The organism is Ruegeria sp. C8 (assembly GCF_056537565.1).
In genome coordinates this window covers 1-14,536 of record NZ_JBQFRV010000008.1, presented here as the reverse complement: position 1 = coordinate 14,536, position 14,536 = coordinate 1, and the positions used below count along the sequence as shown (strand labels likewise).

Genomic DNA, 14,536 nt, shown 5'->3' with positions numbered 1-14,536 from the left:
AGCCCGATCACAGGGCTGCGGGCATCTGCGCGTCTCTGCGTGACATTTTCGCGTACATTTCACAGGCCAATAACACCAACATGTCCGCAACGGCTGGCGGCGCGTGCTTTGCTGCTGTATCACTCCGGTGGTAATGCAGGACGGCGGGGTCATATCTTCACAACAACAGGGCGATCTGGGGCAGCGGCGCTAGGTCTCGGTCCTGTTTGCGGATATGGTTGGCTATACATCGATCGTCTCGAAACTGGACGAAGAACAAGCGTTGGAGTTTGTGCGTCTGGTCTACGACACCCTCTCGGGTGCGGTATCACAGCATGGCGGCACGGTCCGCGATTTTGCCGGGGACAGCATCATGGCGCTGTTCGGCATCCCTGACGCGCTAGAGGACCCGGCCGAACGGGCCTGCCGCGCCGCCGACGCCATTCATCACGCTTTCCGCGCATCCGCCCAAAAGATCGAGGCCCGCTTTGGTGTGCGCCCTCAGATGCGGGTCGGCATCAGTTCCGGCACCGTTCTGATGGCTGCCGTACAGGGCGCAGACGGCCCGGCAACAGCGGTGGGCAGCACGGTCAACATGGCGTCGCGCATCGAAAACCTGGCCCCATCGGGGGGTACGCTGATCTGCGACAAGACCCGCAGCCTTGTCGAATGGGTGACTGAGCTGCGCTTTGATGGGGAACATCAACTCAAAGGTCTCGCTGCCCCTCAGAAATTGTGGCAACTGCAATCCGTACGGGCCGATGCCTCGCGATTTGATGCCTCGGTCGCGCGTGGTCTCAGCACCTATGTGGGGCGCGAAAGCGAACTGACTCAATTGGCTGATTCATTGGCTCGGGCGCGCAACGGCGTTTCGGTGGTGGATCTGGTGGCGGAACCAGGCTTGGGCAAAACCCGGCTTGTGTTCGAGTTCCTCAACCGCCTGCCCCGCGATCAGATTGACGTCCTGACTGGCTATTGTTTTGCGGATCGGCAGCAGGTTCCCTTCCTCCCGATCATCGAGATTGTCCGAACCGGGTTCCGCATCAAGGATCAGGACAACCCAACCCGCATCGCCTACAAGATCGAAACCGGCCTGAAAGCTTGGGAGTGCTTTTCTCAACAGAATTTGGGCCTGCTGATGAACCTGCTTGGCCTGACACCACCGCCGGACGCATTGGACGGGCTTGACGGCGTTCTCATTGGCCTGCGCACCCGTGAATTGCTGCCCGAGCTGCTGAAAGCGCGATGCGCCAAGCAGCCCGTGATCCTGTTCATCGAAGACAGCCACTGGATCGACAGCGCCTCGGAAGAGCTGTTGCAGGGCATCGTCAACCGGTCGGACCTGACCAACTTGTTGCTGATCCAGACGCACCGCCCGGAATACACGCCTGCTTGGCGCGATGACGACAAGGTTCGGACCATCGCGCTGAAACCGCTGGTGACCGAAGATTTCGCCAACCTGGCGCGCAATCGGCTGGGCGTGACCACTTTGCCCGCTGGACTGGACCGGCAACTGGCCGAACGTGCCGGTGGCAATCCGCTGTTTGGCGAAGAAATCCTAACCTATCTGCTGGAACAAGGCAGTCTGCGGGTCGACGCTGCCGAAGCGCATCTGGATATCGACATGGCGCAGGCCGATCTGCCGGCCAGCATGCTTAACCTGCTGACCACCCGCGTTGATCGTCTGTCGACCGAAGATCGAGACCTGCTGCAAGCCGCCGCCGTAATTGGGCGACGGTTTGATCCCGGTCTGCTCTCGCAACTGGCCAAAGACCCCGGCGAAACCGGTGACGCCCTGCAGCGACTTCAGGCTCAGGACGTGCTGTATCGCGACGAAAACTCCTCGGACTACGTGTTCAAGCATGTCCTACTGCGCGATGCCGTGTATCAAAGCCTTGTGGCCACCCGCCGCGCGGGCCTGCATCTTGAAGTGGCCGAGTGTCTGGTTCTGCGCAACGCAAACCGCCTGCAGGAAGTGGCCGAAATGTTGGCTTATCACTACAGCCAGACGGACCAGACCGACAAAGCGTTCCGGTATACGGCGATGGCCGGGGACAAGTCTCTGGGTGTCTATTCGCTGGATGAGGCCAACAACTACTACACGGCAGCCTATGCCCTCTATGAAAGCGACCCAGACTGCGCCTCAAAGTCCGAGTTCGCCGCGTTTCTGGCCAGCTTTGCGCTGTGTTCGAACATCTCGCTCAGGGTCAAAACGATCATTGACCTTGCCGGGTCCGTGCGCCCCATCCTTGAACAGGTGGGCGACAGCTCTCATCACGCGCTGTTCCTGCACCACTACGTGTCCTGTCTTGTCTGTAATGGCAAATACCGTGAGGCGCACTGGGTGCAACAGGATCTGACCGCCATGGCTGAGCGCCTTGGCGATCCGGCCTCACGGGCCTATGCCATGGTGAATGAGCTTTCGGTGTCGATCTATTTCTCCCCGATTTCTAACGCCGAGTTCGAAGCAAAGGCGCGCATGATCGAGGCCGAACTGGAAAAGATCGACGACGCCTATATCCAGAACTTCTACCTCGCCACCATCGGTTGGAACGAACTGACGCGCGGACGGGTCGCCCGCGCACACGCCACCGCAGACAAGATGATAGCACTGGGCAAAAAGACCAACGACCCAAGGGCTTTGGGCTATGGCACAGCGATGAAAGCCCTGATCGCCATGGTCGCCGATGACCACGAAAAGGCGCTGGCCATCGCGGAAGAGGCGCACAAGGCTTCAAAAGTCGAGTTCGAACGCGCCATCGCCGAGGCCGCCCGCGTATCAGCCATGGTGCCCACGGAAACACCCGGCGCGATCGAGATCATTGAGGCCCATATAGACAATTGCAATGAACACGGCTGGACCCTGTTCACCATGGGCCCGGCAACGATGCTCGGGGTAGCCTACGCTCTGAAGGGACGCATCGCCGACGGGCTACGGCAGATCGAGCGAGCCGTTCAAAAGCGCACGGACGAAGGCACCAAAGTCTCGGCCGATTGGGCGCGTTTATTCCTGTGCGAAATGTATCTTGCCATCCTGACGGGTGAGGGCGGAGCGTCGGCTGGTGTCTTTCTTCGGAACTTCCGCTCAATCCTTTGGGTGCTGTTCTTTGGCGAAAAGAAACTGGTTGCGATGCTGGACGAGGTGCGCAGCAACCCCCAATTCGACGACAAAGGGCATTATATCGCCCGCTGCGACATGATCCTTGGGTTGCTCTACAAAGCGCGCAAGAAGAAGCAATTGGCCGTGCAACACCTGAGCAAAGCCCGCGTCATCGTTGAAACCGCGGGCCAATCCCCGATGCTGTCCCGGATCGACACGGCTCTGGCCGAGTTGGCCTAGAAGTTTATCCGAAATTTGCCAATATTTAAGGTTGCGGCGGAGTGGAAGTGCGGAACTATGCCTGCAAGTTACTGAAAGGTATATATTGAATTTGAAAAACAGTGGGTTAAACTATTAAAGTACTGAACTGAACTTGGTGTCTAGCGGAGCAAAGCCCAAGGTTAGAATGCTAGAATTCTCGTTTCGAAACACATCGCTGCCACTCATACAAATTTCAGAGAATGACAACTCTGAGCCTAAAGGGCCCAACGCTGCGCGTTCGACGCAGGTCAGCTTGACAAGGCAAAGCGCCAAACGTCTGCCAGACGAAATTTGAACATAGGCGCGAAGCCATACTCATGCTATTTTTAAGATGGGTTTGTAGGGCGGGAAGCTGTTGGATCGCCAGCATTCAAAAGAGATTGACCGCGTCTTAAGCGGTTTCGATACAGGGCGAGACCGACTTGTCGCGGATAGCTGGCAGCGCTGTGTTGAAACCTACGGTATGGATCCCTCACGACAAGAACCTGCGCACATCCTGCCTGACACCAAATTCCGAGAACATCTGGAGCAATCCGAACGTCTGATCGCGACCGCGCGTTCGGGGCTGCAATCGCTGTTTGCGCAGGTGGCAGGGCAGAACTACGTCCTGCTGCTTGCGGATGCAGATGGCGTCTGCGTCGATTTCTTTGGCGACCGGAACTTCGAGGACGAGCTCAGAACTGCGGGTCTTCATCTGGGTTTCAAGTGGACGGAAGAGTTGGCAGGAACGAACGGAGTGGGGTCGTGCATTGTTACAGGTCAGCCAGTGACTATCCATCAGGGCGATCATTTTTCGATCACGCATACGCCGCTGTCTTGCACGGCAGCGCCTATTTTTGACACCAAAGGAGCTCTTGCGGCTGTTCTGGATGTGTCATTGTTGCGTGGACCCTCACCAAAGGCGTCGCAGAATCTGGCCATGACATTGGTGACGAACTCCGCCCGTCGCGTCGAAATGGCAAACCTGATGGCATCGACCCGGCGAGATTGGGTCCTGCGCTTTTCAGCCAGCCCCGAGTTTCTTGAGGTCGATCCCGAAGCGGCGGTTGCAGTGGACGGAGGTGGCAAGATCATCGGTATGACCTCGGGGGCCCGACGTGCGCTGGACCCGGACGGTTCGGGCCACCTGATCGGGTCGCAATTGCAGGACTGGCTTGAAATCAGTGTTGATGACATGCCCGAGTTCATGCGTGGCAGACCGTCCGAAGACCGCGTTCTACACCTAAAGGACGGGCGCGCGCTCTATGGTCATGCCGTTGCTCCACAGACGCCGCAGATGACGGCAGCTCTGCGCAAACGGGAACAGGTTCTGCCTGGTGCCCTTGGTAGTTTTGCAGGGCCGGATCCGGGCCTTCAGCAACTTTTGAACAAAGCGGCCCGTCTTGCGCCGACCAATCTGCCGCTTTTGCTGACCGGTGAAAGCGGGACGGGCAAGACCAAGCTGGCGCGCGCGATCCATATGGCTGATCCTGCGACACAGGATTTCCACACCGTGATCTGTTGCGATACGCCAACATTCAATTTCTGCCATGGTATCGAACCCGGCACACTGTTCCTGCGTGGCGTTGAAGACCTGAGTGAGCCTGCTCAGGCCTCTCTTTTAGCAGTGCTTGAGCGGCGGGCTGATCTGAGGATCATCGCGTCATGCGGGCAGCCCCCGGCGGGATTGCAGGGCAGTCTGCGCGAAGATCTGCTGCACCGGATTGCGGGGGCCACAGTGTCTCTGCCGCCTTTGCGCCACCGTGCGGATCTGGATTGGCTGATTGATCGTCTGCTCCGACGGTTTGCCAGCCATGATATTCGCCTCTCGACCGCTGCCCGCGCCGACCTGAAATCGCGATTGTGGCGCGGCAATATTCGTGAACTGGAACACCTGCTACAAAGTTCGGTCGCCCTGTGTCAGGACAACATCATCGACTTAACGGATTTGCCCGCCACGGCACTAGCCCCTACGCAAAAGCAGGACTCAGATGATCTGGAAGCACTTCTGCGTGCTTGCGATTGGAACATGTCCCAACTGGCAAGGCGCCTTGGTGTGAACCGATCGACGATCCTGCGCCGTATGCGAAAAGCCGGGCTTAGACCGCCCGCTTAAACGAATATGTACCCGTGTTGCGCCCTTGTTGCGCGCGCAACAAGCAATGGCGTTTTTGGACCGCACCAAGTGTTTATGCGCCAAATCCGCTTGCCCGAAGGGTCGCGGATTTGCCAGCCTTCTGCTCTGTGGAGATAGGGAGGATGATATGCTCGACACAACACTCTCGGATCAGGTGCAGGGGTTTCTGGATGACTTCGGCGCGGCTTTGTCCCAAGGCGATATCGATGCCGCCTGTGATATGTTCCAGGACGATTGCTATTGGCGCGATCTGGTAAGCTTTACCTGGAATATTAAGACGGTCGAGGGCAAGGCGCAGGTAGCAGATATGCTCGCGCATCAGTTGGCCACAACCAAGCCGAGTGGTTGGAAAATAGCCGAAGGTGAAGTTCCAACTGAAGACGGCGGAATAACCACCGCTTGGATCGAGTTCGAAACCGAAGTGGCACGCGGCTACGGGTTGATCCGCCTCAAGGATGGCAAGATTTGGACATTGCTGACCACGATGCTCGAGCTGAAAGGTCATGAAGAGCCCAAAGGGTTCAACCGTCCACTTGGGGCCAAGCACGGTGCGGGCAAACACAGGACCACATGGGCAGAAGAACGGGCGAAGGAAGAGGCTGAACTGGGTTTCGAAACACAGCCCTACTGCGTCATCATCGGCGGTGGTCAGGGCGGGATCGCTATGGGCGCGCGGCTGCGTCAGCTGGGTGTACCGACGATCATCGTCGAACGGAATGATCGGCCCGGCGACAGTTGGCGCAATCGCTACAAATCCCTCTGCCTGCACGACCCGGTCTGGTACGACCATCTGCCCTATATCAAGTTCCCGGAAAACTGGCCCGTCTTCTCGCCCAAGGACAAGATCGGTGACTGGCTTGAGATGTACACCAAGGTGATGGAGCTGAACTATTGGACCCGCACGGCGGCCAAATCCGCAACGTTCGATGAAAGTAAGGGCGAATGGACCATCACGGTGGACCGGGACGGCGAAGAGGTTGTACTGCGGCCCAAGCAACTGATCATGGCGACGGGGATGTCCGGCAAGAAACGCATGCCCGATTTTCCGGGTATGGATGTTTTCAAGGGCGAACAGGTGCATTCGTCGGAACATGAAGGTCCCGACAAATGGGCGGGCAAGGAAGTTGTCGTGGTGGGGTCCAATAACTCGGCCCATGACATCTGCGCGGCGCTTTGGGAAAACGATGCCGATGTGACAATGGTGCAGCGGTCCTCAACCCATATTGTCCGCTCTGACACCCTCATGGAAATCGGTCTGGGCGATCTTTATTCTGAACGTGCGGTGCGGTCTGGCATGACGACCGAAAAGGCCGATCTGATCTTTGCATCGCTGCCCTATCGCATTCTGCACGAATTCCAGATTCCGGCCTATGCCGCGATGAAAGAGCAGGACAAAGAGTTCTATGACGGGCTGGAAAAGGCCGGGTTCTGGCTGGATTGGGGCGATGACGATAGCGGGTTGTTCATGAAATACCTGCGTCGCGGATCAGGCTACTACATCGATATCGGGGCCAGTCAGTTGATCATTGATGGTGAGATCAAGCTGAAACGCGGTCAGGTCACCGCGCTTGATGAAACCGGAGTTATCCTTGATGACGGCACGCATCTGGATGCCGATCTGGTGGTCTACGCGACCGGGTATAACTCGATGAACGGCTGGGTCGCGGACCTGATGGGTCAGGATACGGCAGATCGGCTTGGGAAATGCTGGGGTCTGGGCTCTGACACAACCAAGGACCCAGGGCCTTGGGAAGGCGAGCAACGCAATATGTGGAAGCCGACACAGGTTTCAAACCTTTGGATGCATGGTGGAAACCTGCATCAGTCTCGGCATTATTCACAATTCCTGTCGCTGCAGATAAAGGCCCGAATGGAGGGTATCCCGACGCCGGTCTACGGCCTTCAAGAAGTGCATCACCTCAGTTAAAGCATTCGCTTCGACCAAAAAATGGACATCGCGCTATCGCGAAATGAAAAAACAGTTGTAGCGGTTCCATTCTAATTGATGAGCTTTCTTTACAGCTATCCTTAATCAGGAGAATCTTCATGCTCGTCCAGGTCCAAAACCGCAGGGTCGATCATGCGTTTGCTCGCGCTCATCCTGACTGAGTTCCGCATGGCTTTACTCCGCCGGAGCAATCTCCGAAAACGCGCTTCGTCGAGCACAAGCAATGTCGAAGGTGCCAACACCCGCACGTTCACGCGACGGGGTCGTTTCATTAGCATGGCCAATTGCCCAAACATTTCGCCACGGCCTAACCGCGTGATGTGTCTGCCGAACTCCACTTCGACTGCCCCAGAAGCGATAAAAAACACACTCCGGGTCAATTCATCTTTGGAAAGGATCGTGTCACCCGCGTTGGCGTAACGGGTACGAAGCGCTCTACTGAGTTTTCGCAATGAAGCTTTGTCGAGATCAGAGAATAGTGGAAACTGCCTGACCAGATCCCGCCCCTTCAGGGCGATGTCAAGTACAGGACGCCCTTCGGACAAAGCACGTCGTGCCGCCACTTCCTGCATCAACACTGAATAGAGCTCTTCGCCTACCAGGCCATCCTCGCGCATGACCAAGTATTCTCGCTCCTCCAGTCGCAATGCCGTCCTTCGGATGAACCGCCGCTCCAGCTTTTCCGCATAGCCTGGATATTGGAGCCGCAATCCTTCAAGCGCTGTTTCAACCGCCTCGGATCGGCGCTCCAAAAGGTCGTCTAGCAACTCCGCAACCCGGCGACCGTGGATCCGGCGTATGCGACCACGGACAAACCCATCGAGATCCTGAAGGATCAGACGTTGCATAAGCAGTCTTTCGAACCTGTCCGCTGTTATACGAGTGAGCGGAAACGAGATTCGTAGGCGGTTGTGCAGGAACACGGCGATCCGAAAAGACTTGCCATAGACGACGGATCGATTGGACGCGCGCTGATAGCCGATCCGCCCACCGGTCCTTGCGCCTTCAATGAGCCGATCCGCGTCTGACAGAATTTTTTCGCTGAGAACGGATGACATGGTGCGCTCTCGCATTCGGGCCAAAACTGAATCACGCTCCGCACCGGCCAACGCAATAAGGCCAAGCGTGACCCGGTCGCGATCAAGGATCTCCGCGCTGTCCTCGGCGGCCTTTACAGCCTCGTCGAGGCGTTCGCTAAACTGTTTGGCTTCGTTTCTTACAATTTGGTGGGTCAGGTCGTAGTTTTCTGCGGTGCGGGATACATCCTCGCGGACCGATTGCAAGGCGACCGCGACCACCTGGCGCGACAATGCCGTATCAAGCGGAGTGAGTTCGTCGAGCCCTAGCTTTGTGATCACCGTTCGCAAGGTTGTCCCTTGGATAATCAGTGTAAACAGCGTAAAGCCAGTGGCCAAAATGCCGACCAGACGCTTTGTTTCGAGCGGTACTTGAGTGCTTTCGGTGACTGCTAGTGCCAATGCCAAAGTCACAGCGCCCCGCAGCCCACCCCAAAGCATTGCGGTGCGATAGGGGCGTTCCACAACTGGCGACAGACCGATTGTCGTGAGCAAGGGCAACAAGCCGAACAGAACCGCCGCCCGCGCCAGTGTTGCAGCAAGAACCACCACTGCCAGCAGGCCAAAGTCAGACGGCTGCACCCCTTCCAAAAGCCGAGGTATCAACAATGCTGCAAGAATAAAAATTAGCGCTCCGGCCCAGTGTGCAAGAAGATCCCATACTTCTTGCAGATTTGTCCATGCGATCGGTGACAAACGACCGGGGCCGGTGAGGTTGAGCGTTAGTCCTGTGATCACCACTGCGATAACACCCGAAGCCCCGGCGCTTTGTTCCGCAACGATATAGGCGAGGTACGGCAGCGCGACAGAAATTGAAATTTGTGCCTTGTCCCAACGGTCTACGAAGGCCATCATCCAAACCGCTATACGCGCCATAAGCCAACCGGTGAGTGCTCCGCCGGCGATCAACAGCGGAAACTGCCCCACGGCTTCATTTAATGATGGATCAGGTCTCCCGAGCATCACAAAGCTCATGAATAGCCCGAAAAGAGCAATCGCGGCAGCATCGTTCAGGAGGCTTTCGCCCTCGATTATTCGCGACAACCTGCGTGGTGCGGAGATTGACCTAAAAATGCTTACAACCGCCGAGGGATCAGTTGTCGATACGATAGCACCAATCAACAGGCAGGCGACCAGCGGTAAAGCACTTACCCAACTGAGCGCATAGCCAATAGAGAGGGTAGCCACAATCACCGCGACAACGGCCATCATCAGGATGGGCATCCAGTCATCCAGCATCCTGCGCAGGTTCATGCCAAGTGTCGCTTGGAAGAGCAACGTTGGCAGGAAAACATAGAGGAAGACGTCTGACCGGATCGGCAAATCAATAATCGCCTGCGCTCCCGGGTTCAGTGCATCCGTCAAGTCAGTGTTGAGAAAGAACGTTGCGCCAAGTCCGATCACTATCCCCAGGACCGCTAGGATAACGCTGTAAGGCAGGCGCATACGTGCAGCCAACGGTTCTGCCACGCCGATTACAACAAAAAATGAAGTGATGATGGTCGTAATGACGACAATATCCATTACTACGTATTACCTGAGAACTCGAATTAAGGGAATTCGCCCCTTCAACAGGATCGGCTTTGTGGGATCAACGTGTTGGCTCAAAAACATCCAGATTGCGCAGTTGTAAGTTATGTTTGCAATGGTAGGCCGCTCTTTGACACTAGCTCTGTAAGTGAACCGCTGGAATATTTCGATCACCGCGCTTTGCAAAGTCCGCTTCCTTCGCATAGCTTTCGTCGGTTGAGCGCGCCGCAACGTTCACTAAGGGTTCGGAGCAGTCGCTCGCTGCCATTCGGTTGAATAGCTACTATGATTGCAATATTGGCCGAATTTAGGACAACACCTTAACCGACTCAATTTTGGTTCTTCTGACAAAATCTGGGCATCTAAGATGGCACCGCAACAAAGTTATACTTACAAAGTTATACTTACAACTTTCGCAAATATGCCCAAGAGACATATCCCTTTAGACCACGCGCACGTTGCAAGGACACACGGCACCAACGGGTGCTGCCGGTCTGCTCGCAACTGTGAACTCTTAAAGCGGTTCCATTTGGAAGGCCCACTATAACATTGAACCCTATTCCGGGTCCTGCACGCAATTTCAGCATGCCTCCGTCTTCAACGCCAAAAACCTCGTATTGCCCAAGTGAAGCTGCCGTTGCGGATTGAGCTATAACATTGGTGCCTAAGAAATAAGCCACTAAGGGCAAGAAGATTGCACTTCGCATAACGTTAACCTGCCTGTTTCCTCAAATGCAGTCTTAGCGCCTCCGATCATCAAGCGTAACTCCTTGACCAAAGAACGGGCACGTTTAAACCGACCATTGAACTAAGATTTTTAAGTATGCCGAAGGTCAGGTTTGGGATCAACTTGGCCATCTGAACATTTTTCTCAGATGACAGCTTATGAACGGAAAGAAGACACACAAGGGTGTGGCAGTGCGAGTTAGGGCCTGCCTCTACTGTCCAAAAACGCTTTATCAGGCTCTTGATATCCAGCTCCTTCATGGCTGCATACCCTCACAACAATGGTTATGAAGAGTGCCATCAGGATTGCTCTGGCACTTGGGGTTTGGAGTAAGTATTTCATTATTCTTTTTTATTGTTGCGTGAGTGACTTGGCAAAGAAGTCCCGCGCCTTTTCATTCAGCCCGTCAGTTGAGCTCAACTAACCGGCAGCAGGCCGCATTTGGAAGCGGTTCGGAGGAGGTCAATTGATAGGTTTTTGCTCCGAGCGCCAACAGTTCGTGAGCATCCGTGATTTGAGGTATCCGGATTTCAAAGCAACAAAAGACAACCACTCTGTAAATTTAACGACGTCAGAGTTAGTAGCGCGGTTTTACGAAGGCTTTGATGTTAAGAAGGAAATGACGCAGGATCAAACCTTCCATTCAAACGCCAAGGCAAAGAAACTTCTCGGTTTTGATCCTCAGCATGATTGTCGGGACTACCTGAAATCAAAGTTCCTGCATCTTAAAGATTTCGCTCTTACCTGCGCGCACAACGCGACCAGAACTACGCCTTGGATACGCCGTTTCTCGCAGCCACGAAATCGACAAGGTGGGGAACATAGTCGTTCGGCCCATCACCTCCAGCGGCCAGCGCCATTGCAAAACTGTTTTTTGCGGCGTTTCCGATTGGATTGGACAGCCCCACTTCATCTGCCATGGCTTCGAGGTAACGCAAATCTTTTAGAGCATTGGACAGAGTGAATTTGTGGGACTCTCGATTGCCTTCAACGGCGTACCCCATGAAGGTTTGATAAAACCCGCAATCCATCCTGCTGCCACGAATGACCGAGTCGAATTCCTTGGTGGAAATTCCGACTTTTTCGGACAGTGCCAACGCTTCCGAATAGAGCGCCGCATATCCTAGTGAAAGAAAGTTATTCAGAAGCTTCATTTTGTGCCCTGCAGCACATGGGCCAATGTGAACGATGGTTTTTGCCCAAGCTGCGATAACCGGCTTCAACCGCTCAAAAACAACAGGGTCAGCGCCGACCATGGTCGCCAGCTCTCCGTTTTGTGCCTGCACGGGTGTCCCGCCCAACGGCGCGTCCGCCATATGGTGACCGGCCTGCGCTAACTTATTCGCGAGTGCCATAGTGGAATTCGGGTCTGACGTGGAACAATCCACAACGACGCTACCGGCCTGCATGGCTGGCATCATCGCCGCGACAATTGCCTCGACCTGAGGTGAACCGGGTGCACAAATATGGATAACTGAGGAACCTGCAGCGAGCTCCGCGAGGTTTTCCGCCTCCATCGCACCCTGAGCGACCAAGTCACCGACAGGGCCACGGTTTCGATGAGCAACCACATTAACTTTGAAGCCGGCTTTTAGCAGATTTGCGGCCATACCCTGACCCATCAAGCCAACACCAACAAATCCTATCGTTTCTTCGCTCATCGAGGTCTCCCTTTACCATTCACGGAGAGTCAGTGTGGACTAGTACAGAATGAAAAAGCAATGGTGGCTTAACTTTGCTTCGTGAACCAAGGCGCAGGACGCAGCGAATGAACGTTTCTAGTCCTTTTCGACAGATGCTGCGCTTGAACCAAGTGTCTGCATTGTGCTCGAAACAGTCGTTCCTCGAATTCAACTTTAAGTCTGCTCTGCGCGCTATCCGGTCATTCATTCTAAACGTATGAAGGCAGAAGAATGGAACAAATCGGATCGCTCCCATCTGGATCGCCAGCATTTCTTCGATCTCGTCTTGCGGTTTAACCCCGGCAACAACCGACATCACGAAGTTCGATGTTGTCTCCGAGACAGAACTGTCCTGCTGTCCGGGAGTCGCGACTTGATCCATAACGCCTTCGAAGAACGGGTAGTCTGCTGTGCCAAGCTAATGCATCGCCAACCCCAAGATTTCTGCCGCCTCGTTCATCGACAGAAACACCTTGCCGTTGTTGCTGCCGTTAGAGCGGGAGTGAAGCTCCAGCCAGAGCTTCACTGCAGGTCCGGACTGAGCCCGCCATGCCGGAGATTTGATCATGGCGTAGGGCAGAGGGACTTATTGGCCCTCATCTGACCGTTTGCCCTTCGGAGATCGACGCCTACTCATCGCGGCACCTCCTCTGGAAATGCTCGGGAATGGCATCTGACTTCGGAACGTCGCAGCCGATATGCGCCCGGACGAGCCGGGTCAGACCGGATTTGGACACACAGTACCCTAGCGTGTCCCATGCTGCTCCCCCAGCGGGAAATTGGGGGCTCTGGCGCTGAAACAGCCATTGGACGCCGTCCCGACATACGGCGATGCGGTAGACACCATGGCGCAAGAGCTCGCCGCTGTAGTTCTCAGCGGTTTCTCGATGATCAGTTCGGGGAAGCGAGCATGTGTCTAGCCCCCTGTCGTGTGAGGTATTGATCGACTTGGAAAGGGAGATATCAGCCATGCTCGATCCTTCCTTTCCCTACGATCACCCGTTCGACCGGGTGGCTCAGCGGCGACCAGTAGTACCGGCGCTTGTTTTGTCTTGTCGGCGCGGGGCATCCTGTGGCATCAACTGGACTTGCTAGGTTGGCAGTTGATGTCACTGGAAAAGCCCCATGTCCGCGCTTGGAGTTGGGGTTTTTCACTATGTAGCCTGGTTGTCGGGATCGGTGCGCCGCGCCGCCAGCCAGGCGTTCAGATCCGCGTTGTAACAAGCGATCCTCCGTCCGATGCGGATAAGCCGAAATCCGTGCGCAGCGGAACACCCTTGTGGTTCTCGTGTCTTTTGACCGTTACGCGCACGATCCAGCGCAGCGCATAAGAGGGATCAACAAAAAGATACAGTCCAGAACCGTCGCCATGCCGACCCAGGCCAAGATTATCTACCAGCTTCCCGCAGAGCGCAGCCATTAAAATACCACAAAATATACCACTCAATGAGATGTACTAAGGTTAACTTAGTAACGCTCAAGATGATACGATGAGATAGTAAACGCTGATAATTTATAGCTAAACGGCAAGTTAGAAAGGACGCGCCAGTTATCCGAAATAGGTTTATGGCGGAGACGAAGGGATTCGAACCCTCGAGACGGTTTCCCGCCTACTCCCTTAGCAGGGGAGCGCCTTCGACCACTCGGCCACGTCTCCACGGACGGGTATATCCGTGCAAGCAGCGGAAGTACAAGGGCATTTCTTCAGGGATTGGATTTTTTTACAGACCCGCGCGAAGCTGTTGAAATAGCGCGAAATAGCGATTTTTGACTGGGGGCATTCACCTGTTCAAGCTGCGCATTACTGTTCACAATCATGATCAAACAAAAAGGGATCGAAGCTTGCGCGAGTGGCCGTTGCATGTTGCACTAGTTTAAAGACTTTAGATCACGCGGCGGTCGCAGTATTCGGCTAACACCGTCGAAAAGGGTGGTGTGGGTTCTGACTATCCTCAGATCACCGAATGAAAGGTGTTGTCAAGATGGATCACGAACCGGGCATGGACCGGACACAAAAAACGGTTCAGGGCGGCTTGTTCGGTACTTTGTTCGACTGTGATGTTTGCGGGAGCAGGATTTGAACCTGCGACCTTCAGGTTATGAGCCTAACGAGGTGA

Annotated in this window: 7 protein-coding genes and 1 tRNA gene; 4 read left to right on the top strand and 4 right to left on the bottom strand. The window is 55.2% G+C overall.

Annotated elements, in window-relative coordinates:
• Positions 1–202 precede the first annotated feature (202 nt).
• The 3 genes from ACR0KL_RS11900 (at position 203) to ACR0KL_RS11890 (ending at position 7,383) form a co-directional block, all read left to right on the top strand.
• On the top strand, positions 203–3,319 hold the full coding sequence (locus ACR0KL_RS11900; protein WP_480777117.1) for an ATP-binding protein: 3,117 nt from the start codon (positions 203–205) through the stop codon (positions 3,317–3,319).
• A 373-nt stretch (positions 3,320–3,692) separates the two neighbouring features.
• Positions 3,693–5,435 (top strand): sigma-54-dependent Fis family transcriptional regulator, encoded by a 1,743-nt coding sequence (locus ACR0KL_RS11895; protein WP_170681603.1) that lies wholly within the window; start codon positions 3,693–3,695, stop codon positions 5,433–5,435.
• Positions 5,436–5,583: 148 nt separating this feature from the next.
• Complete coding sequence (locus tag ACR0KL_RS11890; protein WP_170681552.1) at positions 5,584–7,383, top strand: NAD(P)/FAD-dependent oxidoreductase; 1,800 nt, start codon at positions 5,584–5,586, stop codon at positions 7,381–7,383.
• A 101-nt stretch (positions 7,384–7,484) separates the two neighbouring features.
• Here ACR0KL_RS11890 and ACR0KL_RS11885 read toward each other — a convergent pair whose 3' ends face one another.
• The 3 genes from ACR0KL_RS11885 to ACR0KL_RS11875 all read right to left on the bottom strand — a co-directional run bounded on the left by ACR0KL_RS11885 (position 7,485) and on the right by ACR0KL_RS11875 (position 12,398).
• Complete coding sequence (locus ACR0KL_RS11885) at positions 7,485–10,004, bottom strand: cation:proton antiporter (protein ID WP_170681550.1); 2,520 nt, start codon at positions 10,002–10,004, stop codon at positions 7,485–7,487.
• A 410-nt stretch (positions 10,005–10,414) separates the two neighbouring features.
• Complete coding sequence (locus ACR0KL_RS11880; RefSeq protein ID WP_170681548.1) at positions 10,415–10,717, bottom strand: SH3 domain-containing protein; 303 nt, start codon at positions 10,715–10,717, stop codon at positions 10,415–10,417.
• Between the two features lie 787 nt (positions 10,718–11,504).
• Complete coding sequence (locus ACR0KL_RS11875; protein WP_480777068.1) at positions 11,505–12,398, bottom strand: NAD(P)-dependent oxidoreductase; 894 nt, start codon at positions 12,396–12,398, stop codon at positions 11,505–11,507.
• Positions 12,399–13,525: 1,127 nt separating this feature from the next.
• On the opposite strand from ACR0KL_RS11875, the gene ACR0KL_RS11870 reads away from it, so the two are divergent.
• Positions 13,526–13,750 carry a hypothetical protein gene (locus ACR0KL_RS11870; protein ID WP_170681544.1) on the top strand — a complete coding sequence of 75 codons (225 nt, stop codon included), beginning with the start codon at positions 13,526–13,528 and terminating at the stop codon, positions 13,748–13,750.
• Positions 13,751–13,986: 236 nt separating this feature from the next.
• Here the strand turns inward: ACR0KL_RS11870 and ACR0KL_RS11865 are convergent.
• Positions 13,987–14,076 (bottom strand) — tRNA-Ser (locus ACR0KL_RS11865).
• Positions 14,077–14,536 lie beyond the last annotated feature (460 nt).

Coding starts and splice junctions, on each gene's coding strand:
- ACR0KL_RS11890 (WP_170681552.1), top strand. CDS start 5,584: ATGCTCGACACAACACTCTCGGATCAGGTGCAGGGGTTTCTGGATGAC.
- ACR0KL_RS11885 (WP_170681550.1), bottom strand. CDS start 10,004: ATGGATATTGTCGTCATTACGACCATCATCACTTCATTTTTTGTTGTA.
- ACR0KL_RS11880 (WP_170681548.1), bottom strand. CDS start 10,717: ATGCGAAGTGCAATCTTCTTGCCCTTAGTGGCTTATTTCTTAGGCACC.
- ACR0KL_RS11875 (WP_480777068.1), bottom strand. CDS start 12,398: ATGAGCGAAGAAACGATAGGATTTGTTGGTGTTGGCTTGATGGGTCAG.
- ACR0KL_RS11870 (WP_170681544.1), top strand. CDS start 13,526: ATGTCACTGGAAAAGCCCCATGTCCGCGCTTGGAGTTGGGGTTTTTCA.